The 22,417-nt window shown below is 66.6% G+C and carries 22 protein-coding genes and 3 tRNA genes; 12 read left to right on the plus strand and 13 right to left on the minus strand.

Features of this window, described 5'->3' with window-relative positions; genetic code table 11:
* Nucleotides 1-340 precede the first annotated feature (340 nt).
* Nucleotides 341-426, minus strand: a tRNA-Leu gene (locus GFY24_RS02115).
* A 259-nt stretch (nt 427-685) separates the two neighbouring features.
* On the opposite strand from GFY24_RS02115, the gene GFY24_RS02120 reads away from it, so the two are divergent.
* From GFY24_RS02120 to pknB, 7 genes are all read left to right on the plus strand, one after another.
* Nucleotides 686-2,164, plus strand: coding sequence for a DUF3662 and FHA domain-containing protein (locus GFY24_RS02120; RefSeq protein WP_153803212.1), 1,479 nt, complete (start codon nt 686-688; stop codon nt 2,162-2,164).
* A 207-nt stretch (nt 2,165-2,371) separates the two neighbouring features.
* The gene (locus tag GFY24_RS02125; protein ID WP_309230329.1) at nt 2,372-2,839 is read left to right on the plus strand and encodes an FHA domain-containing protein; all 468 of its coding nucleotides are present in this window, start codon (nt 2,372-2,374) and stop codon (nt 2,837-2,839) included.
* A complete protein-coding gene (locus GFY24_RS02130) occupies nt 2,836-4,281 on the plus strand; it encodes a protein phosphatase 2C domain-containing protein (protein ID WP_309230330.1) in 1,446 nt (481 codons plus the stop codon). The genes GFY24_RS02125 and GFY24_RS02130 overlap by 4 nt, the downstream gene beginning before the upstream one ends.
* Nucleotides 4,281-5,750: an FtsW/RodA/SpoVE family cell cycle protein gene (locus GFY24_RS02135; RefSeq protein ID WP_153803213.1), complete on the plus strand. Its 1,470-nt coding sequence runs from the start codon at nt 4,281-4,283 to the stop codon at nt 5,748-5,750. Before GFY24_RS02130 ends, GFY24_RS02135 begins: the two co-directional genes overlap by 1 nt.
* Nucleotides 5,747-7,234: a penicillin-binding protein 2 gene (locus GFY24_RS02140; protein WP_309230331.1), complete on the plus strand. Its 1,488-nt coding sequence runs from the start codon at nt 5,747-5,749 to the stop codon at nt 7,232-7,234. Before GFY24_RS02135 ends, GFY24_RS02140 begins: the two co-directional genes overlap by 4 nt.
* 34 nt (nt 7,235-7,268) lie before the next feature.
* On the plus strand, nt 7,269-8,843 hold the full coding sequence (locus tag GFY24_RS02145; RefSeq protein ID WP_153803214.1) for a protein kinase: 1,575 nt from the start codon (nt 7,269-7,271) through the stop codon (nt 8,841-8,843).
* Nucleotides 8,840-10,750 (plus strand): Stk1 family PASTA domain-containing Ser/Thr kinase, encoded by a 1,911-nt coding sequence (gene pknB, locus GFY24_RS02150; protein ID WP_153803215.1) that lies wholly within the window; start codon nt 8,840-8,842, stop codon nt 10,748-10,750. The genes GFY24_RS02145 and pknB overlap by 4 nt, the downstream gene beginning before the upstream one ends.
* A 48-nt stretch (nt 10,751-10,798) precedes the next feature.
* Here the strand turns inward: pknB and GFY24_RS02155 are convergent, their stop codons facing one another.
* From GFY24_RS02155 to GFY24_RS02165, 3 genes are read right to left on the minus strand one after another with little or no spacing between them, the layout of a single operon-like run.
* Nucleotides 10,799-11,260: a dCMP deaminase gene (locus GFY24_RS02155; protein ID WP_309230332.1), complete on the minus strand. Its 462-nt coding sequence runs from the start codon at nt 11,258-11,260 to the stop codon at nt 10,799-10,801.
* A complete protein-coding gene (locus GFY24_RS02160) occupies nt 11,250-11,945 on the minus strand; it encodes a dihydrofolate reductase family protein (RefSeq protein ID WP_153803216.1) in 696 nt (231 codons plus the stop codon). Before GFY24_RS02160 ends, GFY24_RS02155 begins: the two co-directional genes overlap by 11 nt.
* Nucleotides 11,942-12,580: an aminodeoxychorismate/anthranilate synthase component II gene (locus GFY24_RS02165; RefSeq protein WP_153803217.1), complete on the minus strand. Its 639-nt coding sequence runs from the start codon at nt 12,578-12,580 to the stop codon at nt 11,942-11,944. The genes GFY24_RS02160 and GFY24_RS02165 overlap by 4 nt, the downstream gene beginning before the upstream one ends.
* A 137-nt stretch (nt 12,581-12,717) precedes the next feature.
* On the opposite strand from GFY24_RS02165, the gene crgA reads away from it, so the two are divergent.
* Together crgA and GFY24_RS02175 are read left to right on the plus strand one after the other, a co-directional pair.
* A complete protein-coding gene (crgA, locus tag GFY24_RS02170; RefSeq protein ID WP_153803218.1) occupies nt 12,718-12,984 on the plus strand; it encodes a cell division protein CrgA in 267 nt (88 codons plus the stop codon).
* Nucleotides 12,985-13,057: 73 nt separating this feature from the next.
* Nucleotides 13,058-13,495, plus strand: coding sequence for a PH domain-containing protein (locus GFY24_RS02175; protein ID WP_309230333.1), 438 nt, complete (start codon nt 13,058-13,060; stop codon nt 13,493-13,495).
* 10 nt (nt 13,496-13,505) lie between these two features.
* Here GFY24_RS02175 and GFY24_RS02180 read toward each other — a convergent pair whose 3' ends face one another.
* Together GFY24_RS02180 and GFY24_RS02185 are read right to left on the minus strand one after the other, a co-directional pair.
* Complete coding sequence (locus GFY24_RS02180) at nt 13,506-14,375, minus strand: rhomboid family intramembrane serine protease (protein WP_153803219.1); 870 nt, start codon at nt 14,373-14,375, stop codon at nt 13,506-13,508.
* Between the two features lie 28 nt (nt 14,376-14,403).
* Nucleotides 14,404-14,931, minus strand: coding sequence for a peptidylprolyl isomerase (locus tag GFY24_RS02185; protein ID WP_309230334.1), 528 nt, complete (start codon nt 14,929-14,931; stop codon nt 14,404-14,406).
* Nucleotides 14,932-15,069: 138 nt separating this feature from the next.
* Between GFY24_RS02185 and GFY24_RS02190 the strand changes: the two genes are divergently transcribed.
* From GFY24_RS02190 to GFY24_RS02200, 3 genes are read left to right on the plus strand one after another with little or no spacing between them, the layout of a single operon-like run.
* Nucleotides 15,070-15,339, plus strand: coding sequence for a hypothetical protein (locus tag GFY24_RS02190; protein ID WP_309230335.1), 270 nt, complete (start codon nt 15,070-15,072; stop codon nt 15,337-15,339).
* 35 nt (nt 15,340-15,374) lie between these two features.
* The gene (glmS, locus tag GFY24_RS02195; protein ID WP_153803221.1) at nt 15,375-17,213 is read left to right on the plus strand and encodes a glutamine--fructose-6-phosphate transaminase (isomerizing); all 1,839 of its coding nucleotides are present in this window, start codon (nt 15,375-15,377) and stop codon (nt 17,211-17,213) included.
* A gap of 52 nt (nt 17,214-17,265) precedes the next feature.
* Nucleotides 17,266-17,448, plus strand: a complete 183-nt coding sequence (locus tag GFY24_RS02200) for a hypothetical protein (RefSeq protein WP_153803222.1) — start codon at nt 17,266-17,268, stop codon at nt 17,446-17,448.
* Between the two features lie 24 nt (nt 17,449-17,472).
* Here the strand turns inward: GFY24_RS02200 and GFY24_RS02205 are convergent, their stop codons facing one another.
* The 7 genes from GFY24_RS02205 to GFY24_RS02230 all read right to left on the minus strand — a co-directional run bounded on the left by GFY24_RS02205 (nt 17,473) and on the right by GFY24_RS02230 (nt 22,412).
* The gene (locus GFY24_RS02205; RefSeq protein WP_194852711.1) at nt 17,473-18,315 is read right to left on the minus strand and encodes an ABC transporter permease; all 843 of its coding nucleotides are present in this window, start codon (nt 18,313-18,315) and stop codon (nt 17,473-17,475) included.
* Entirely contained in the window at nt 18,312-19,304 is a 993-nt protein-coding gene (locus GFY24_RS02210) for an ATP-binding cassette domain-containing protein (RefSeq protein ID WP_153803223.1), read from the minus strand. Before GFY24_RS02210 ends, GFY24_RS02205 begins: the two co-directional genes overlap by 4 nt.
* Before the next feature lie 613 nt (nt 19,305-19,917).
* The gene (locus tag GFY24_RS02215) at nt 19,918-20,943 is read right to left on the minus strand and encodes an adenylate/guanylate cyclase domain-containing protein (RefSeq protein WP_153803224.1); all 1,026 of its coding nucleotides are present in this window, start codon (nt 20,941-20,943) and stop codon (nt 19,918-19,920) included.
* 88 nt (nt 20,944-21,031) lie between these two features.
* Nucleotides 21,032-21,104 (minus strand) — tRNA-Ala (locus GFY24_RS02220).
* Between the two features lie 8 nt (nt 21,105-21,112).
* Entirely contained in the window at nt 21,113-21,220 is a 108-nt protein-coding gene (locus GFY24_RS41585; RefSeq protein WP_228565900.1) for a DLW-39 family protein, read from the minus strand.
* Between the two features lie 29 nt (nt 21,221-21,249).
* Nucleotides 21,250-21,323: transfer RNA gene (locus GFY24_RS02225), tRNA-Ile, on the minus strand.
* Between the two features lie 126 nt (nt 21,324-21,449).
* The gene (locus GFY24_RS02230) at nt 21,450-22,412 is read right to left on the minus strand and encodes a DUF3566 domain-containing protein (RefSeq protein WP_228565901.1); all 963 of its coding nucleotides are present in this window, start codon (nt 22,410-22,412) and stop codon (nt 21,450-21,452) included.
* Nucleotides 22,413-22,417: the final 5 nt, after the last annotated feature.

A 22,417-nucleotide genomic window follows, 5' to 3' on the forward strand; every position in this document is an offset into this window, starting at 1 on the left:
AGCTGGTGTTTCGCGCCAGCTCGGCACCATTGCCAAGCAGTCGCCAGCGAGTAAACAAACCCCAAGTCTGTTTAACTCAGTTTTGGCTAAACAAGCATCAGGCAATGGCCGGAGAAAATCGGGCGCATACTCGAACCGACACCTTCCGGCAATCGATTTTCACCCCTCCGCGGACCGCCGGAGGCCACCCGGCAACGCCTCGGCCGAGGAGTCATCAGCATGCCTGCGATCTTCATCACACCCGGTTTGCCGCGGGGCGCGGACGGCCTACGTGCGTGCGGGGAAACAACACGGACGAAAAGCGAAGAGCCCCATCCGATTCCGGATGGGGCTCTCTGCGTGGTGGGCGAAGGGGGACTTGAACCCCCACGTCCTTACGGACACTGGCACCTGAAGCCAGCGCGTCTGCCATTCCGCCACTCGCCCGAGCGACTGAAAGAACGTATCACGGGATACGCGCCAAAAAGAAATCGCCTGGTTATCGGCGCTGGGGGCGGCCGATGGCGACGCGGGAACCCGGACCCGCTTCCAAGAGTTACAGGGGTGGACGATCGTGGATATCATGCAAAGACCGTGTCCCCACGGCGACACGCCATGTCCGCGTGTCGCTTGACACCGGCAGGAGACCGACTACACACGCAGCACGCTTCACTCGAGGGAGCGTCCTGACCCGAGAGGAGGGCCGATGGGGATCGTTTCGCGATTCGAACGTCGCCTCCAGGGTGCTGTCGGCGATGTCTTCGCCCGTGTCTTCGGCGGTAGCGTGGTTCCGCAGGAGGTCGAGGCCGCGTTGCAGCGCGAGGCCACCGACCGGTTGCAGGACCTCGGCGGCGGGCATCTGCTGGCGCCGAACAGCTACGTCATCACCATCAACGAGTCGGACCTGGGGCAGCTCGTCCAGGGCGAGGGACAGGCCGACCACGACCTCGCGGTACGGGCTTTCGCCAAACACTTACAGGACTACATCCGTGAGCAAGGCTGGCAGACCTACGGCGAAGTGCACGTGGAATTCGAGGCATCCCCTACGCTGCACACCGGACAGTTCAGGACACGCGGTCGAGTGGACCCGGACGCCGTCGGCGGTAGTGTCGACCGCCGGGCGGGTCCGGCGGTGGGACCTGAACGCACACCACGACCCAACCCGCAACCAGGAGCTGGCCCCATGACGCAGAACTCAGGCTACGACCCAAGCCGTGAGCCCGCGGAGTCCGATCCACGTAACCGCGGGTACGCGCCCCCGCCCGCGAGCCGACCCGCTCCGCAGGGCTACGGCGAATACGGCCGTGGTGGTGCTGCCCCGCAGTACCCGGATCAGCAGGGCTACGGCGCCGCGCCCGATCAGCAGGGCTACGGCGAGTACCAGAACGGCTACGACTACAACCAGCCCGGTGCCCAGGGTGGTCAGCAGGGCTACGGCCAGCAGCCGGGCTACGGCGAGCAGGGCTACGGCCAGCAGCAGGGCTATGCCGATCAGGCGTACGGCCAGCAGCAGCCGGGCTACGCCGACCCGGGCTACGGCGGCCAGCAGGGCGGCGGTTACGCCGATCCCGGCTACGGCCAGCAGCAGGGCGGCGGCTACGCCGATCAGGGCGGCCAGCAGGGCTACGGCCAGCAGGCGTACGACCAGCAGGGCTACGGCCAGCAGCAGGGCTATGCCGATCAGGCGTACGGCCAGCAGCAGCCGGGCTACGCCGACCCGGGCTACGCGGATCAGCAGGGCTACGGCCAGCAGGCCGGGTACGGCCAGGCCGGGTACGCCGATCCGGGCTATGCCGAGCCCGCCGCCGGGTACGGCGACGACCAGTACGGTCAGCCGGCCGGGTACGGCCAGCAGCCCGCCGCGGGCGGTTATGCCGCACCCGCGCGCACCGGCTCCGGCTACTCCGCCACGCTGCAGCTGGACGACGGCTCCGGTCGCACCTACCAGTTGCGTGAGGGTTCCAACATCATCGGCCGCGGCCAGGACGCGCACTTCCGGTTGCCCGACACCGGGGTTTCGCGGCGGCACATCGAGGTTCGCTGGGACGGCCAGACGGCCATGCTCTCGGACCTCGGTTCCACCAATGGCACGCTGGTCAACGGCTCGCCCGTACAGGACTGGCAGCTCGCCGACGGGGATGTCATCCGCGCCGGGCATTCCGAGATCCTGATCCGGATCGTCTGATCCCGTAAGCTCGCGGTGCAGATCACGATATGGCGGGATTTTCCTCGTCCGTATCGTGATCGCAACCGGTCGACGGCCCTATGATGCTGCCATTACTCGCGGCTCGACGGGCCGCGCCGGCCAGGCGCACCGGTTGGGGGTCGCGGAGCTTTTTCTCCGTACTGACAGCCCGTACCTACGACACGGTCGAACAGGAGGTGGAGCACCGTGCAGGGATTGATCCTGCAACTGACCCGTGCGGGGTTCCTGCTGTTGTTGTGGCTGTTCGTGTGGGCGGTGCTCCGGACCCTGCGCAGCGATATCTACGCGGCCTCCGGCATCCGGGTGCCGCCGCGGGCCCAAGGCGGTTCCGCGGTGCTCCCATCCTTGCGCCGAGGCCAGAAGGGCGCCAAATATCTCGTGGTGACTCAGGGTTCACTCGCCGGCACTCGGATCTCACTCGGCTCACAGCCGGTGCTGATCGGGCGCGCGGACGACTCCACGCTGGTCCTCACCGACGACTACGCCTCCACCCGGCATGCGCGCCTGTCGCCGCGCGGGGAAGATTGGTACGTCGAGGATCTCGGTTCCACCAATGGGACCTACCTCGACCGGTCGAAGGTCACCACCCCGGTGCGAGTTCCACTCGGCACCCCCGTCCGTGTCGGTAAGACAGTGATCGAGCTGCGATCGTGACTCTTGTTCTGCGCTACGCCGCCCGTAGCGACCGCGGTCTCGTAAGAGCCAACAACGAGGACTCCGTCTACGCGGGCGCGCGCCTACTCGCGCTCGCGGACGGCATGGGCGGCCACGCCGCCGGTGAAGTCGCCTCCCAACTGATGATCGCGGCACTCGCGCATCTCGACGACGACGAACCGGGCGATGATCTGCTCGGCAAACTCGATCGCGCGGTACACGAGGGCAATGCCTCCATCGCCGATCAGGTCGAGGAGGAACCCGAACTCGACGGTATGGGCACCACGCTCACCGCCATCCTGTTCGCGGGCCGCAAAATGGGTCTCGCCCATATCGGCGACTCCCGTGCCTACATGCTCCGCAATGGTGAGCTCACCCAGATCACCCGCGACGACACCTTCGTGCAGTCGCTGGTCGACGAGGGGCGGATCACACCGGAGCAGGCGCACACCCATCCGCAGCGTTCGCTCATCATGCGGGCGCTCACCGGCAATGAGATCGACCCCACCCTGGTGGTGCGCGAGGCTCGGGCCGGGGATCGGTATCTGCTGTGCTCGGACGGCCTCTCCGATGTGGTGAGCGATGAGACCATCGCCAACACCATGCGCGAGGGCTCGACCGACGAATCGGCGGACCGGCTCATCGAATTGGCTCTGCGCAGTGGCGGTCCCGACAATGTGACCGTCGTGGTCGCCGATGTCATCGACCTCGACTACGGGCAGAGCCATCCGATCGTGGCCGGTGCGGCCTCCGGCGAGGACGATGACACGCCCCCGCCGAATACCGCCGCCGGCCGGGCCGCCGCCATGCGCCCGCCGCGGGCCGCACCGCGTCGCGCGGTGCAACAGCCCGAGCCGGAGCCGCCGCGCAAGAGTCACAAGCTGCGCTGGATCGCGCTGTCGCTGGCCCTGCTGGTCGCCATCGGCGCGGGACTCACCGTGGGCTACAACATGATTCGCAGCAACTACTACGTGGGCACCGAGAGTGACCGGGTCGTGGTGCTGCGTGGCCTGCCGGGTTCGGTGCTGGGCTACTCGATTCACGATGTGGATCAGATCGGCTGTGTCACCCGCAATGGTGACTTGCAGACGGCCGCACCGGGTTCGGACTTTCCGTCCGGTTGCCGTGAACTGCGCCTGGTGGATCTGAAGCCGACCGGCCGGGATTCGGTCAGCAAGGGCCTGCCGCCCGGTTCCCGCGAGGACGCGGTGAAGCAGCTGCAGAGCCTGACCCGCAACGACCTGCTGCCGCCGTGCGAGAAGCAGCCCGTCGCGACCCCGCCCGTCACCCCGCCGACGAGCATCCCGCCCGCCGATCCGAACGCCCCGGGCGGCACCACCCCGCCCGCGGCACCCGTCACCACCGCACCGAGCACAGCGCCCGTGCCCACCACCACGATCGCTCCGCAGACACCGGGGCAGAACTGCAGGGTGGCGGACTGATGTCCGCACCGGCACCACCGTCCGCTGGGGCCTTTCCCAGTCCACCGGGCGGATTCGCTCCCGCGCCCCCGCCGTCCACCCGGCGGAATGTGGAACTGCTGCTGCTCGGGCTCGCGGCAGTGGTCACCACGGTGTCGCTGGTGCTGGTGGAGGCCAGTCAGGAACAGGCGATCACCTGGGAGATCGCCAAACTCGGCGCGGCCTATCTGGCGTTGTTCGGCGTCGCCCATCTCGCGGTGCGCCGGTTCGCGGCCTTCGCGGACCCACTCCTACTACCGATCGTGGCCCTGCTGAACGGGCTCGGGCTGGTACTGATCCATCGCCTCGACCTGGCCGAGAAGCAGGATGCGATCTTCGCCTCGCAGCCCATCCCCTCCCCCGATGCGAACCAGCAGGTGCTGTGGACGGGGTTGGGGATGGTGGTTTTCACGGGGCTTTTGATCCTGCTCCGCGACTACCGCACGCTCGCCCGCTACGCGTACACGCTCGGGCTGATCGGCCTGGTGCTGCTTGCCATTCCGGCGATCCTGCCGGACCGGTTCTCGCAGGTGAACGGCGCGAAGATCTGGATTCGACTGCCCGGCTTCAGTGTTCAGCCCGGTGAGTTCGCCAAGATCCTGCTGATCATCTTCTTCGCCGGTGTACTGGTCGCCAAGCGTGACCTGTTCACCGCCGCCGGCAAGCATGTCTTCGGGATGGAACTGCCGCGCGCCCGCGATATGGGCCCGATGCTGGCGGTCTGGATCGTCTGCGTCGGCGTACTGGTGCTGGAGAAGGACCTCGGCACCTCGCTGCTCATCTTCTGCACCGTGCTGTGCATGCTCTACATCGCCACCGAGCGGGTCGGCTGGGTGGCGGTCGGCACGATACTGCTGGCCATCGGATTCGTGTTCGCCTACAACGCTTTCGGGCATGTGCGGGTGCGGGTGGAGACCTGGCTGCATCCGTTCGCCGACTACAACAACACCGGCTATCAGATCTCGCAGTCGCTGTTCGGACTCGCCACCGGCGGGCTCGCGGGCACCGGACTGGGTAGCGGGCGGCCCTCGCAGGTGCCGTTCGCCAAGACCGACTTCATCATCTCCGCCATCGGCGAGGAACTGGGCCTGATCGGACTGGCCGCGGTGCTGATGCTGTTCTGCGTCTTCGTGATTCGCGGCCTGCGCACCGCCATCGCGGTACGCGACAGCTTCGGCAAACTGCTCGCGGCGGGCCTGGCGTTCACCATCGCCATCCAATTGTTCGTGGTCGTCGGCGGTGTCACCAAGCTGATTCCGCTGACCGGCCTGACCACACCGTTCGTCTCCTACGGCGGTTCCTCACTACTGGCCAACTACGCACTCCTGGCCCTGCTGATCAAGGTGTCCGATGCCGCGCGCGCGCCGGCCCCGGTCCGGAAACGGGCTCCGGAGCCGCTCGCGGACGCGCCCACCGAAATGGTCCGGCGACCGAAGGGTGGTACCGCGTGAACACACCCCTGCGCCGGGTCGCGATGGCGGTCATGCTGATGATCGTCGCGCTGCTGATCAACGCCACCTACATTCAGGTGCAGTTCGGTCCCATCGGCAAGGCGGACAGCCTGCGCAATGATCCGCGCAACGGCCGGGTACTGCTCGACGAGTACGCCCGCCAGCGCGGCCAGATCTCCGCGCAGGGAACGGTTCTCGCGAGTTCGGTCTCCACCGACGACCGCTACAAGTACCTGCGCACCTACCCGACCGATCCCCTGGCATACGCGCCCGCGACCGGTTTCTACTCCATGCAGTACGGCAGCACCGGGCTAGAGCACGCCGAGGACTCGGTGCTGAACGGGTCGGACAATCAGCTGTTCGGGCGGCGCTTCATCGATATGGTGTCGGGCCGGGATCCGCGCGGCGGCAATGTGATCACCACGATCAACCCGGTCATGCAGAAGGTCGCGTACGAGCAGTTGACCGCCAAGGGTTACACCGGTTCGGTGGTGGCCATCGAGCCGAGCACCGGGCGCATTCTCACCATGGTGTCGACGCCGTCCTACGATCCGAACCTGCTGTCCGGGCACGACGGTGCGGCCGCATCGCAGGCGTGGCAGACGCTGCAGGCCGATCCGCGCCAGCCGATGCTGAATCGCGCTGTCTCACAGACCTATCCGCCGGGCTCCACCTTCAAGGTGATCGTGACCGCCGCGGCGCTGTCCAACGGCATCGCCAAGCCGGAGGATCAGCTGACCGCGCAGCCGCGAATCACCCTGCCGGACACCACGACCACGCTGGAGAACTACAACGGCAGCCACTGCGGTCCCGGTGACGCGCCGACCGCATCGCTGACCGACGCGTTCAGGTTTTCGTGTAACACCGCCTTCGTGGACCTCGGTATCAAGGTGGGGGCCGCGAAGCTCAAGGACGAGGCGGCCGCGTTCGGTATCGGCACCCATCCCAATATTCCGATTCCGTGGGCGGACAGCACCGTCGGCACCATCCCCGACGCTCCCGCCCTCGGCCAGAGCAGCATCGGACAGCGCGATGTGGCGCTGACTCCGCTCGACAACGCGGTCATCGCCGCCACCGTCGCCAATGGCGGCGTCCGCATGCAACCGCATCTGGTGGATCAATTGCAGGCACCGGACCTGAGCACGCTCGAGACCGTCAAACCCATGTCGGTCGGGCAGGCGATCAGCGCACCGGTGGCCAGTCAGCTGACCAATCTGATGATCGAGTCGGAGAAGAACACCCAGGGGGGCACCCAGCAGCGCGGCTACCAGATCGCGTCGAAGACGGGCACCGCCGAACACGGCAACGATCCGCGCAATACGCCTCCGCACGCCTGGTACATCGCGTTCGCGCCCGCGCAGAACCCGAAGATCGCCATCGCGGTGATCGTCGAGAACGGTGGCGATCGCGCCCTGGCCGCCACCGGCGGTTCGGTGGCAGCGCCGGTCGCGCGCGCGGTACTCGATGCCGGGCTGGGGGGCTGAACTACATGACAGGGCAAGGTAGACAGGGTCGCAAATGCTGAACAACGGTGCGATGATCGCGGACCGCTACCGGCTGCATCGGCTGATCGCCACCGGTGGCATGGGCCAGGTCTGGGAAGCTCTCGACACCCGGCTGGATCGCCGGGTCGCGGTGAAGGTGCTCAAGGCGGAATTCTCCGCCGACCCCACCTTCCGGCACCGCTTCCGCACCGAGGCCCGCACCACCGCGCAGCTCAATCATCCGGGCATCGCCGGAATCTACGACTACGGCGAGACCATGGACCCCTCCGGCGGCGAAACCGCCTATCTGGTCATGGAACTCGTGCAGGGTGAACCGCTGAACGCGGTGCTCAACCGGCTCGGGCGGCTCTCGGTCCAGCAGGGTCTGGACATGCTCGAGCAGACCGGTCGCGCGCTGCAGGTCGCGCACGCGGCGGGTGTGGTACATCGAGATGTGAAGCCCGGCAACATCCTCGTGACGCCGACCGGCCAGGTGAAGATCACCGACTTCGGTATCGCCAAGGCGGTGGACGCCTCCCCGGTCACCAAGACCGGCATGGTCATGGGCACCGCCCAGTACATCGCGCCCGAACAGGCCACCGGTGAGGACGCCACCTCCGCCTCGGATGTGTACGCGCTCGGCGTGGTCGGTTACGAGGCGCTCGCGGGTGAGCGGCCGTTCACCGGCGACGGCGCGCTGACCGTCGCCATGAAGCATGTGCGCGAGGCCCCGCCGCCGCTGCCGGCGGATCTGCCGCCGAATGTGCGTGAACTCATCGAGATCACCATGGCCAAGGATCCGACCCAAAGATTCGCCACCGGTGGCGAATTCGCCGATGCGGTGGCCGCGGTGCGCTCCGGGCGCAGAGCGCACACGCCCGGTGGCGGCAATCCCGCCATCCCCACCGGTGCGACCAGAGTGCTGCCGCCCGGCCCGACCATGATGATTCCGGGCGGCCGGGCCGATCAGGCCACCACCCGCTATCCGACTCCGCCGCAATCCATGCGGCAGCCCCAGCAACCGCAGATGACCGGTGCGACGGTCATGATGTCGGGTCCGCACACCCCCGCCGGACCGCCCACCCCGCCCGGCCCGGCCATGGTCGGCGACCACGGCGGAAATGAGGACGGCGGGCGTTTCAGCAATAGTCAGAAGGCCATGGCCGGACTCGGTGTGGGCGCGCTGATCCTCGGCGCCGCCGCCGCGGTCGTACTGCTGAGCGGTTCGCCGACCGAATCGACCCCGGCCACCCGCACCAGTGCCGTGGTCGCACCGCCACCACCCATCACCACCACGACCGTGCCGCCGACCACCACCACCAGGGAGAAGCCGGTTCCGCCGCCGCCCACCTACGATCCGACCACCGAACCTCCGGTCACCACCACACCGCCCGTCACCACCACACCACCGACCACCACAGCGCCCGCGACGACCACGCCGCCGGTCACCACCACGGTCCCCAAGACCACGACCGCGCCGACCACCACCAGCCGCGGCCCGCGACCGCCGTGGGACCTACCATCATGGCCGGCGGTTCCCGGTGGCGCCCGGGGCAATTTCGGACAGACTGACAGCAGTGCTCCAGCCCTCCCCCAAGGACAGTCATGACGACCCCGAAGAATCTCTCCTCCCGCTATGAGCTGGGTGAGATCATCGGCTTCGGCGGTATGTCGGAGGTCCACAAGGCGCGCGATCTGCGGCTCGGCCGCGATGTGGCGATCAAGGTGCTGCGCGCCGACCTGGCCCGCGACCCCACGTTCTATCTGCGATTCAAGCGTGAAGCGCAGAACGCGGCGGCGCTGAACCATCCCGCCATCGTCGCGGTCTACGACACCGGCGAGGCCGAGATCGACGGCGGCCCACTGCCGTACATCGTGATGGAGTACGTCGACGGCGACACCCTGCGCGATATCGTGCGTGGCAAGGGCCCGATGGCGCCCCGGCGCGCGATGGAGGTCATCGCGGATGTGTGTGCGGCACTGGACTTCTCGCACCGCAACGGCATCGTGCACCGGGATATGAAGCCCGCCAACATCATGATCAACCGCGCGGGCGCGGTGAAGGTGATGGACTTCGGTATCGCACGCGCGCTGGCCGACAGCTCCAACCCCATGACCCAGACCGCGGCGGTCATCGGCACCGCCCAGTACCTCTCCCCCGAACAGGCCCGCGGCGAACAGGTCGACGCACGCTCGGACGTGTACTCGGTGGGCTGCGTACTCTACGAAATCCTCACCGGCGAACCACCTTTCACCGGTGATTCGCCCGTCGCCGTCGCCTACCAGCATGTGCGCGAGGACCCGCGGCTGCCCTCGCATGTGCATCCGGGCGTGCCACGCGAACTCGACTCCGTCGTACTCAAGGCCATGAGCAAGAACCCCGCCAACCGGTATCAGACCGCCGCCGAAATGCGCGCCGACCTGATCCGGGTGCTGGGCGGGCAGAAGCCCACCGCGCCCATGGTCATGAACGACGAGGACCGCAACAGCTTCCTCGACGACGAACTGCCGCCGCCGCGCTCCTACCGCACGGTGGAGCGGCGCGACGACACCACCGAACAGGAACTCGTCCAACCTGCCGACAGCGGTGGCCGCCGCGCCGGACTCATCGCGGCGGTCGTGGCCGCGGTCGTCGCGGTCGGCGGGGTGCTGTTCTGGATGCTGCTCGGTCCCGGCAGTCACGCCGATCAGATCGCCGTCCCGGAGTTGTCGAATCACAATTCCCAACTCGCACAGCGGGATCTGGAGAAGCTCGGATTCAGCGTCGCCGTCCAGGAGAAGCCGGACAGCAAGATCGCCCAGGGCAATGTGATCGCCACCCAGCCGCTCGGCGGATCACGCATCGACAAGGGCAGCACCGTCACCCTGCAGGTCTCCACCGGACCGTCGCAGGTCCCGGTGCCGCGCCTGGCGGGCCTGACCCAATCGCAGGCCGAACAGCAATTGAACTCGGTCGGCCTGCGCCTCAATACCGATGTGAAACGCGAAGCGTCCAGCGTCGACGAGAAAGACAAGGTCACCAGCCAGAGCCCCGGCGAGGCGCAGAAGATCGACGCCGGCGGACAGGTCACCATCACCCTGGGCTCCGGACCCGAGAAGGTCCGCGTACCCGATGTGATCGGCCAGAACATCGATGTGGCGCAACCCAATCTGGCCGACAGCGCCGGCTTCAAGGTAAGCGTCCAGGAAGTCCCCAACAACCTGCCCAAGGGCACCGTGATCGGCACCAACCCGGCCGCGGGCACCATGGCCGACAAGGGCTCCACCGTCACCGTGCAGGTCTCCACCGGCGACAATATCCAGATGCCGAACCTGATCGGGCTCACTCCCGCACAGGCTGTGGATATCCTCCGCCAGCGCGGCTGGAACGGGCAGATCACCCAGAGCACGCAGAGCACTCTGGATGCCGGCAGTGTCGGCCGGGTCATCGCCCAGCAGCCGTCCGCCGGATCATCGATCGCCAAGAATCAGACCGTGACCATCACGACCGGAGTCCTTTCGCTCGGACCGCCGTGAGTCTGTGAAATCGGGGTGTGGGCACTGCCCCACACCCCGTTTTTCGGTCTAGAGGCGCAGATGCCGGTTCATCGATATCGCCTCTTCGGCGAGATCGGCGAGCTCCACCACCTCGACGCCGTGCTCGCGGAGTTTCTCCACACCCTGGCAGTTGTCCACAAACGTTCCGGGTTCGCGCCAGGCGATGACCACGCGCCGAATGCCCGCCGCCAGAATGCGATCCGTGCACGGGGCGCGATCTTTGCTCGCACGCTGTGAGCACGGTTCGAGGGTGCTGTAGAGAGTGGCCGAGGACAGGCGATCGTCATCGGGTTCGAGTTTGTTCAGCGCGGACTCCTCCGCGTGCACCTTCTCGTCGGTCTCGCGGGACCAGCCGTGGATGATCTCCACCCCGTCCGCGCCGATGAGTACCGCGCCCACCGAGAAGGCGGTATCGCTGGGCGGGCACAGTCGCGCCAGGCCGATGGCGTGCCGCATCCAGCCGCGATCCGACCGTGCTTCATCCGACACTCGAATCCTCCTTCGGCAGATAGCGCAGTAGGGCGATATCACCGATGCGGGCGACCTCGGCCAGCCGCATGCGATGGTTCGGGCCGCCCGGGAACTCCGCGGGCCCGAGGAAACGCGGTGCGGCCGGATCACCGACCACGATGGGCGCGACCGCCATGCTGATCTCGTCGACCAGATCGGCGGCCAGGAACGCGGTGTGGATGGAACCACCGCCCTCCACCATGAGCCGTTCGACACCGTGCCGGCCGAGATCATCCAGCAGGGCCGCGAAATCGACTGTCGCACCGAGGGATACGACCTTGGCGAGACCGTCCAGGCGCTGCCCGATCCGCTCGGCCCCGGAATCGGTTGTGTAGACGATTCTTTCGCCACCGCACTGCCACAGCCGCTGCTCGGGATCGAGATCCCCTGCGGCCGTGACGATCACGCGCAGCGGATACTCCGGTTTCCCGTCGGCCACCCGTTGCACGCGCCGATCGGCACTGTTGACCAGCAGCCGCGGATTGTCACTGCGCAGCGTCCGCGCGCCGATCAGAATCGCATCCGATTCCGCGCGCAGCGCGTCCACCCGATCGAAATCGGCGGCATTGGACAGCAGCAGCCGGTCCGGTCCCGCATCGTCGATATAACCGTCGAGGCTCACCGCCACCGACAGCAGCACCCGCGGCCGCCCCTGACCGCTCATACCAGGGCCGCGACCTCCGCCTCGAGGGTTTCGATCAGACCCTCCGGCGGGCGCTGCCCGACCACGCCCAGCCAATTGGCGAGCATCCGATGCCCGCCCTGGGTGAGCACGGATTCGGGATGGAATTGCACGCCCTGGATGGGCAGGGTGCGATGCCGCAGCGCCATGACGATCCCGGATTCGGTGCGGCCCAGCACTTCCAGCTCGGGCGGCATGGTCTCCTCGAGCACGGTCAGCGAGTGGTAGCGGGTGGCGGTGAACGGGTCCGGCAGTCCGGCCAGTACGCCCGCGCCGATATGGAAGACATCGCTGGTCTTACCGTGCAGCAGTTCGGGGGCGCGGGTCACGGTGGCGCCGAACGCGACTCCGATGGCCTGATGGCCCAGGCACACGCCCAGCAGCGGCGTCTCGTGCCGGGCGGCGGCCTTAACCAGCTCGATGCTGGCGCCCGCGCGCTCCGGCGTGCCCGGGCCGGGGCTGATCAGAATTCCGTCGAAGTCCTGCACAACCGCGTCCACATCCGCCAGTTGCGCGTCGTCGTTACGCCAGACGACCGCGTCCACACCGAGCTGTCCGAGATACTGGACCAGGTTGAACACGAAGCTGTCGTAGTTGTCGACCACCAGAACACGCATGGATTGAGCCTAGTTGGCTCGCGCGCTCGAGTCGCATGCAATACCGCCGTTTATTCCCCGCGGGTGGCTGGCGGCCGTTGCGCTCGGGTTACCTGGGATAATGTCTATTGAGACTGCACGCCGAAACTGAGGACGTCATGCCCAAGTCGAAGGTCCGGAAGAAGACCGACTACACGATCAACCCGGCCAGCCGCACGCCTGTGAAGGTGAAGTCGGCAGGTCCGTCGCCGGTCTGGTACGTCTCCATCATGCTGGGCTTCATGCTCGCCGGCCTGGTATGGCTGCTCGTCTACTACCTGGCAGCCGATCACATCGCCTGGATGAGCGATATGGGCGCGTGGAACTTCCTGATCGGGTTCGGCCTCATGGTCGTCGGCCTGATCATGACCATGCGCTGGCGATGACCGCCTTACACGATTGTTATTCATACACACCTGTGGATGACCTTGTGGACAACTCGAGGACAGAGTGGGGAAAGTGACCACCGACCCCCAGCTCTCCTGGTCCACACCCCCGGCCGCGGTGGCCGTCTGCGGCATCGGTGGCGTCATCATGACCGTCGCCGCCTTCGTCACCGACGACGGTGCGGGCCGGTTGCTCATCGGCCTGGCCGCGCTCGGCCTGCTGTTCCTGGCCTTCATGGGAGTACGACAGCGACCGCGCCTGGCCGTGGAACCCGGACCGGAGCCGAAGATCGTGGTGCGCGGCCTCACCGGGCCGCAGTACTACACACCACAGCAGGTGCTGCGCGCCCGCATTGTGAATTACCGCCGCCTCGGCCGCCGGATGCCCATGCTGGAAATGGATGTGCGGCACGACGGCGAGGAGAAGCTCATCATCTTCGGCCGCTGGGATCTGGGCACGCGCCCGGAGAACGTCCTGGACACGCTGCGCGCCTACCTCGTCGAAGAGTAGACGCGAGCACTCAGAACAGCGTCGGTGCGCCCAGCAGCGTCGCCAGCACGGCGATCGCACCGACCGCCGCCACCGCGATCCAGCCGATCCGCATGGCCACCGCGGGCGTACGCGCCCGTAGCCAGCGCGGCAGATACAGGATTCCGGCGGCCGCCGCGGTACCGGTGAGCAGGCCGCCCAGATGCGCCCAGATCGAGATACCGGGCACCGCGAAGGTGATGATCAGGTTGATCACCAACAGCACCAGAATCTGCGTCAGGTTCTGCCGTGTCCGCAGCATCACCACCGCGACCGCGCCGAAGATGCCGAAGATCGCGCCCGACGCACCCGCCGAGGCCGACACCGGATCGGACATGACGGTCACCGCGGCCGAACCGCCCAGCAGCGACACCAGATACACGCTCAGGAACCGCGCCCGCCCCAGTGCCGTCTCACAGTAGGGACCGAGCACATACAGCGCGAACATATTGGCCAGCAGGTGAATCGGGCCGATATGCAGGAAGCCGGAGCCGAGCACCCGCCACCAGTCACCGTGCCCGACCAGCGCCGGCACCAGCACCCAGTCCAGGAACAGCCGGGAGAATTTGTTGTCCATCAGGCTGTGCGCCTGGATCGCCGTAATCGCGAAGACGATCACATTCGCGGCGATGAGCGACCAGGTGACATACGGTTCCGGGCGTTTACCCGCCACCGCGCCCGCCTGATTGCGCACCGGCCGCACATCGGCGCGACCCTGCTGCACACACTCCGCGCAGTGCTGTCCGACCGCCGCCGGGGTCAGGCATTCCGGGCAGGCCGGACGCCCGCAGCGGCTACACCCCAAACCGGTGGGCCGATCGGGATGGCGGTAACAACTCTGGGCGGGCTGCTGCGGATTCATGACGAATTCTCTTCGGAGTCGGCCTGATTCAGGCGATGGTGATCTTCTCGATCACGACGTCGTCCTTGGGACGATCATCGCGGTCGGTCGCGACATCGGCGATCAGATCCACGACCTTGCGCGAATCCGGGTCCACCACCTCACCGAAGATGGTGTGCTTGCGGTTCAGATGCGGCTGCGGGCCGACGGTGATGAAGAACTGCGAACCATTGGTCGCCGGACCGGCATTCGCCATGGCCAGCAGGTAGCCGCGATCGAAACGCAGCTCCGGATGGAACTCGTCCTTGAACTCGTAGCCCGGCCCGCCGCGACCGGTACCGGTCGGATCGCCGCTCTGGATCATGAATCCGTCGATGATCCGGTAGAAGACGGAACCGTCGTAGAACGGGCCCTCAGCGGTACCGGAGGCGTTCTTCGTCTTGTACGGCGCGGAGCCGTCGGCCAGACCGAGGAAGTTCCGCACCGTCGCGGGAGCGTGGTTACCGAAGAGCGCGACCTTGATGTCGCCATGATTGGTGTGCAGCGTCGCAACAGCAGTCTGATTCGGTGAGGTCACGCCAACAGCGTAGGTGGTGCCCCCGACCGCGCCGTTGACGGCACACCAGCGCCCGCAACCTCCGGTCAGCTGTGATTCTGTGCCTGAATTCGGGCACAGATGTTGGCGAAAGCGCCGCGATAGGGCAGGCTCGGTCCGGTGACCGACGGGGTTCCGGACGACCTGGTACGCCATGTGGCGGCCTCCACCGGGCTGCCCAGCGCCGTAGCGGCCCGGGTGGTCGCCGATGTCGTCGGATATTTCGACGAGACCGCCGAGGAGTTCGTGCGTCGCAGACACGCCGAACTGCAACGCAGGCAGGTACGCAATGCCGAAATCTGGCAGCGCGTCACCACCGAACTCGCCGAACGGCGGGTCGCCGCCCCCGAATTCACCGAACGCCAACTACGCCGGATCGTGTACGGCTGAGTCGCAACGCCTTACCAAGAGGAGACCTTCGCGCAATGTGTGGAATCGTCGGATACATCGGGCACCGCGAATCGGTACCGGTCCTGCTGGAGGGGCTGCACCGGCTCGAATACCGGGGCTACGACTCCGCCGGACTCGCCATACCGCATCGCGGCCGACTGCGCATCACCAAAACCCAGGGGCGCGTACAGGATCTGCGCAATCGCGTGGACGCCGAGGGCACCCGCCTGCGCGGCACCGTCGGCATCGCACACACCCGCTGGGCCACACACGGCGAACCCAGTGACGCCAACGCGCACCCGCACACCGACGGATCCGGGCGAATCGCCGTGGTGCACAACGGGATCGTCGAGAACGCCGAACAACTACGCGCCGCCCTCACCGCCGACGGCGTCGAATTCCTCTCCGACACCGACACCGAGGCCATCGCACACCTCATCGCCGCCGCCCTCGACGACAGCGAAACCCTGGAAGACGCCGTCCGCACCGCACTGCACCGCGTCGAAGGCACTTTCGGTCTGCTGGTACTGGATTCACGCCGCCCCGACGAACTGGTGGTCGCCCGCAATGGCAGCCCCATCGTGCTCGGCGTCGGCGACGGTGAGATGTTCGTCGCCTCCGATGTGGCCGCGCTCGTGCATCACACCCAGCGCGTGGTCTTCCTCGACGACGGCGAACTGGCCACCGTGCGCGCGGGCGAATTCCGCACCAGCACACTCGGATTGGATGCCAGCCGCACCGACAAGACACCCACCACCATCGATATGGCGGCCGAGGACTACGCGCTCGGCGGATTCCCGGACTTCATGCGCAAGGAAATGGCCGAACAGCCGGACGCCGTCCGCCGCGCACTGCGCGGGCGACTCGACGAACGCTTCGCCACCGCCATTCTCGGCGGCCTGAATATGGACGCGCGGGAACTGCGCGGTATTCGCAAGGTGGTGTTCCTGGGTTGCGGCTCCGCCTATTACGCGGGCCAGCTCGGTGCGCAACTGGTCGAAGAACTCGCCCGCATCCCCGCCACCGCCGAACCCGCCTCGGAATTCCGCTACCGCAATCCGGTGGTCGATCCGGACGCGCTGTACATCGCCATCAGCCAATCCGGGGAGACCCTGGATACCCTTGCGGCCGTTCAGGAATTGCAGCGCAAGGGCGGCCGGGTCATCGGCGCGGTGAACGCGGTCGGCAGCGCCATCGCCCGCGAATGCGGTGCGGGCATCTTCCTGCACGCCGGACCCGAGGTGTCGGTGGCCTCCACCAAGGCGCTCACCAATATGACCGTCTCCTTCGCCATGCTGGCGCTACTGCTCGGCCGGGTGCGCGACCTCTCCGCCGCGGGCGGCGAGCGCATCGTCACCGGCTTGCGCGCCCTGCCCGATGCCATCGAGGCGGTCCTGGAACAGGACAAGGAGATCGCCGAGATCGCCGAACGCTTCGCCAAGGCGCGCAGCATGTTCTTCGTGGGCCGGGTGCGCGGCTGGCCGGTGGCGCGCGAGGGTGCGCAGAAGCTCAAGGAGATCTCCTACATTCACGCCGAGGCGTACCAGGGCTCCGAACTCAAGCACGGCCCGCTGGCCCTCATCGATCCGGAGATGCCGAGCGTGGTGCTCATTCCGGGCGATGAACTGCTGTCCAAGAACATCAGCACCATCGAGCAGATCAAGGCCCGTGGCGGACCGGTCATCGCCATCACCAATACCGATCTGCCCGCCGGGCTGGCCGACGCGGTGATCCGCGTTCCCGCCGTCGCGACCGAACTCGACCCGATCATCCTCACGATTCCATTGCAGCTGCTGGCCTATCACATGGCCATCGCCCTGAACCGGGATGTGGACAAGCCCAGGAACCTGGCCAAGAGCGTTACCGTCGAGTAACTACGGATAACCCGTGGGTGCGCGAAATCCGTTGCTGTGCCAAAGTGGTCGGATGGGCATGGGGCGTTTTCGGACTCGATTCATCGTTGCGGCAGCGCTCGCGATCGCGGGCGGTGCCGTCGCATTCTTCGTGAGCCGACGACCGCAGCCGCCGGCCCCCGCGGCGGAGCCGCCGCGTTTGGGCTACTCCCGCAACGGCTCCACCCCCACCCCGCTCGCGGAATCCGCTCGCTGAGTCGGTAATTCGTGCTCTTCGGGCCTAGCGGCTCACCGAGCGCTTGTACTGCTTCAACGCCAGCGGCACGAAAATAACGAGAATGACCACGACCCACATCAACGTGGCCACCTCGGGATGCCGCATCGGCCACACATCCGCGCTCGGCCCCAGCGGGCTGGTATTGCCGAACAGATTGCGGCTGGCCTGCGTCACCGCCGACACCGGATTCCACTCCGCGATCACCCGCAACACCGTCGGCAGCGTGGCGGTCGGCACGAAGGTATTGGCGATGAAGGTGAGCGGGAAGATCACCATGAAGCTGGCATTGTTGTAGACCTCCGGCGCTCGCACCAGCAGGCCGACCACCGCCATGATCCACGAGATGGCGTGGGCGAACAGCAATAGCAGCACATAGGCGAAGACCGCGTCCAGGAACGATCCGCGAATCCGCCAGCCCACCGCCAAACCGGTCAGCGACATGACGATCAGGCTCACCACATTGAGGCACACATCGGCCAGGGTGCGCCCGATCAGCACCGCCGACGGCGCCATGGGCAGGGACCGGAACCGGTCGATAATGCCCTTCTGCATATCCTCGGCCAGGCTCAAACCGGTGAAGGTCGCACCGAACACCACGGTCTGCGCAAAGATGCCCGCGATCAGGAATTCGCGATACGAGGTGCCCTGCAACTCGATTGCCGAACCGAAGACATAGGCGAACAACAGCACGAACATGATCGGCGACAGTGTCGAGAAGATCAGCACATCGGGTACGCGCCGAATCTTGATCACATTGCGTTTGGTGACGGTGACACTGTCGGTGAACACCATCGCCAGACGCGCTGTGAGCGCGGGCTTTTCGGCGGTGAGACCGGTGGCGGTCATCGCTTGCCACCCTCGGACGACGCGACGGACTTCGCGCCATTGATCAATTCATCGGCCTCGTGACCGGTCAGAGACAGGAACACATCATCGAGCGAGGGCCGCCGCAGGCCGACATCATGAATCCCCACTTCATGTTTCGCGAGCTGACCGATGGCATCCACCAGCGCCTGCGAGCCGTCGTTCACCGGCACGATAATGCGCCGCAGACTCGGTTCGAGCCGAATCTCGCCCTGCGCCAAGCCTTCCAGGGCCCGCTGTGCCACCGCGAGATTGTCCACCCGGTCCACCACCAATTCGATACGGTCGCCGCCCACCAGGGCCTTGAGCTCGTCCGCGGTGCCCTCGGCGATCACCCTGCCGTGATCGATGACGGCGATGGAATCGGCCAGCCGGTCCGCCTCCTCCATGTGCTGGGTGGTCAGCAGCAGCGTGGTACCGCCCGCCACCAACTCCTCGATGACATCCCAGAGATCCTGGCGCGCACGGGGATCCAGGCCGGTGGTCGGTTCGTCCAGGAACAGCACCGGCGGATTCGCGACCAGCGCGCCCGCCAGATCGAGCCGGCGGCGCATACCGCCGGAGTAGCCCTTGACCGGCCGATCCGCGGCATCGGCGAGGCGGAAGCGGTCCAGCAGCTCCCGGGCGCGATCCTTACTGCGCTGCGTGCCCATGTGATAGAGACGCCCCACCATTTCGAGATTCTCGAAACCCGTGAGGTATTCGTCGACCGCGGCGTACTGACCGGACGCGCCGATGCGAGCGCGCAGCAGCTGCGGATCCCGCAACACATCCACCCCGGCGACGGTCGCACGACCCGAATCCGGGATGAGCAGGGTGGTGAAGACACGGACGGTGGTGGTCTTGCCCGCGCCGTTCGGGCCGAGCAGGGCGGTGACGGTGCCCTCGGGCACCGAGAGATCGAGTCCGTCAAGAGCGACCAGTTTGCCGTACTTCTTGACCAGACCCGCGGCGACTATTGCGTCGGGCATGATTCTCCTGATGTCTCGCGATGCGGCAGCCGCAGGGGGCTGTGAACTGCACAGATGCTGCTGAACAATCCGGACATACGGGTCTGAGTATGCCCCTGGGAGGGGCTGGAGGCCACGCGTTTTCCGTGGCGAACGCACACACCCGAACACGGCGAAGGCCGCATCCCGTTTGGGGTCCGGCGGTGCTCGGGGTCACCGGTACGGGATGCGGCCACCTCGATGGTCCGCCCGCACGCGGGGCCGAACGCGAGTAGTTCGCTACTCGAATTCGATTCGCCGACACGGTGATCCCGGGCACGAACGTATGTTCGCACGCGGGTACGACATCTTTTCCGGGAAAAAATCTTCGAACGCAGTGCCCCGATTTACACGCAAACCCCCGGTGTCGCGTAGGATCGTTCCCGTCGGCCCCTCCCCCCCGGGCCGACCTACGCGGGCCTCGGCTAACTCCCCCCCTTCGCCGAGGCCCGCCCCTATGCCTGCACCCCCTCTCGGCGACTTTCAGCCCGGCTCAGGTGCCACCCCGGTTACGTCGGCCACCGGCGGTTCCGCGGTCGCCAAGTCAGCCCGTCCCCCCGGAGTTACCCCGACCGGAACCAGATCAGTTGTCGCGTTATACCAACGGGCGAATTTCGTTGCGGCGCAGGACATGTCCGTGCAGACGGTTGATGCCGCGGACACGAACGGTGCGCAGATCGCGCAGATCGAAATGGGGATTGCCTTGTACGGCTTGGGCGGCGCCCTCGTCGATGAGGACGGTGCCGGGGCGGGCCACGCCGGTGAGGCGGGCGGCGACGTTCACGACGGAGCCGTAGAGGTCGCCGAAGCGCTGTAGGACGTCGCCGTAGGCCAGACCCACCCGCAGTTCCTGGGTGACGCCGTACGAGGCCGTGGCGGCCTCCTGGATGGCCAGCGCGATGCACGCGCCTTGGTCGGCGGTATTGGCGGCGAACATGACCTCGTCGCCTACGTTCTTGATCACCCAGCCGCCATTGGCCGTAATCGCATTGCTGGTGGCGGTTTCGAAGGCTTCCAGCAGGGCCGAGAGCTCCTCCGGATCCAGGTGGCGGGTCAGGCGGGTGTAGCCGACCATATCGGCGAAGCCGACCGACAGCACCCGCACGGTGTCACCCGCGACCGCGCCCTCGTCCAGCGAACGCGCCAGCGCCGCGTCCAGATGACGCCGAAAGGCGTAGCGCTGCAAGGCTTCGAACTCCTCCAGCACCTCCGCGGTGGCGGTCCGGGCCAGTTCCTCGCGGTCGGCGCCGGGATCTGCCTCGGTCCGCGCGGCGATCCGGGCCAGAATCTCCTCGGTCACCAGATCCACCTGCCACTCGGCGAGGCGAGCCATGGACCGCCCCAGCGTGCGCGCGGCGGTGGTCTGACGGTGAATGTCCGCGGACGCCAGCACATTCAGCCGACTGAACGCCTGCGCGGCCTCGACATCGGCATCGGTGTACTCGACCGCGTCATCATCGGGATCGGCGGGAAATCCGAGCGAAACCCACAGCCTGCGAGCCAAAGACGAAGGCACACCGGTGCGCTGAGCGACCTGACGGCGATTGTATTTACGCGGCCCGTTCAGCAGGTACGGCTCCACCACCGACTGGACCAGTTTGAGGATCTCCGGGGAAGCCATGCCGCCACCTTACGGGGCGAACGCACCCGGAAATATGGCGATGTCGTGTGTGAACACAGCGTGTGTCACAACGCACGGGAAAAATTTGTGGAGCCTAGGGGAATCGAACCCCTAACCCCTGCCTTGCAAAGGCAGTGCTCTGCCAATTGAGCTAAGGCCCCGAGCCGGATCAGCGAGTGGTGACCTCATGCCAGAGGTCCGCGTCATTGCGCTGACGCAGCTTGCTGATTCCGAAGACCACCGCGGCGATGACGCCGACCATGAGGAGAAATTTCATGAATCCCACCCTACTGTGATGTTCGAGAGTGGGCCTAGGAGGACTTGAACCTCCGACCTCTTCGTTATCAGCGAAGCGCTCTAACCGCCTGAGCTATAGGCCCTCATCCGGTTCCGAGTGTGTCACTCGAACCGAGACCGAAGATTACCCGAAGGTTGTACAGATAAGCAAAACGGCCGGTCACAGCCCTGTTCGAGGGTGTGTGACCGGCCGTTCGGCAGAGCTGTTTCTAGTCCGGATCGGCGAGCGTCAACTGGATGCCGCCTACCAGATCGGTGCACTGGTTGTAGACGAAGACGCCGACGGTCGAGAGTGCTGTAAGCAACACCACATTGATCATTCCGATGACACCGGCGTAGCCGAACACCGTGCCCGCGTCGATCAGTCCGGCGGACGAGGAGTCCGAGACCATATCGGTGAAGGTGGAATTCAACCGCTCCCACACACCCATACCCTCGAGCACCAGGTACAGCAGACCGACCGCCAGCATCCACACGAAGAACAGTGCGACGCTGATGACCAGCGACACCTTCAGGGTCGACCACGGATCGATGTGGCGGACCTGCACGGTGGCGCGCAGCGGCTCACCGGTGGCGGCAGCGGCGGCCACCGCCGCGGGGGCGGACGGCGAGACCGGACCGGCCGGCGGAATCGGCTCCGGCGGCGGCAGCGGATGCCGGATCTCCGACAGATCCGGCAGATCCTTCACCAGTTCCGGGCGGGCGATGCTGCGGGTGGGCCCGTCGATACCGACGGACTTCACCATGGCCGCCTCCTTACGCGCCGCCTTGGCCGCCAGATCGGCCGTGGTGCGCGCATTGGAGACTCCCGCGTTCAGACCCACGCCACCGGGACGACCGGTGGTGGGGGCCTGACCCGGGCGGTACAGGTTGGACTGCGGTTCCCGCTGCGGCAGCTGCGACCACCCGCCGTCCTGGTAGGGGGAACCGGCGGACTGACCCTCCACGGCTTCGGGGGCGGTCACCTCCGTCGGATCGCTCATTCGCCCGGTGACGTCCGAACCGAAATCGCCGGAATTGTCCGGCATTTCGTTATTGGACGGCACCTGCGGCGCACCACCCTCATTTCCCGAACCCGGGCGCGGAATCGGCCGCGGCGGAATCGGAGACGGAGCGATTCTCTCGGTCACGCCATTGGCATGACCGCGCTGGTCATTCGGCTGATTGGTCAATGGTG

It is taken from the genome of Nocardia sp. SYP-A9097 (assembly GCF_009649815.1).
In the GTDB taxonomy this organism is placed as follows: Bacteria; Actinomycetota; Actinomycetes; order Mycobacteriales; family Mycobacteriaceae; genus Nocardia.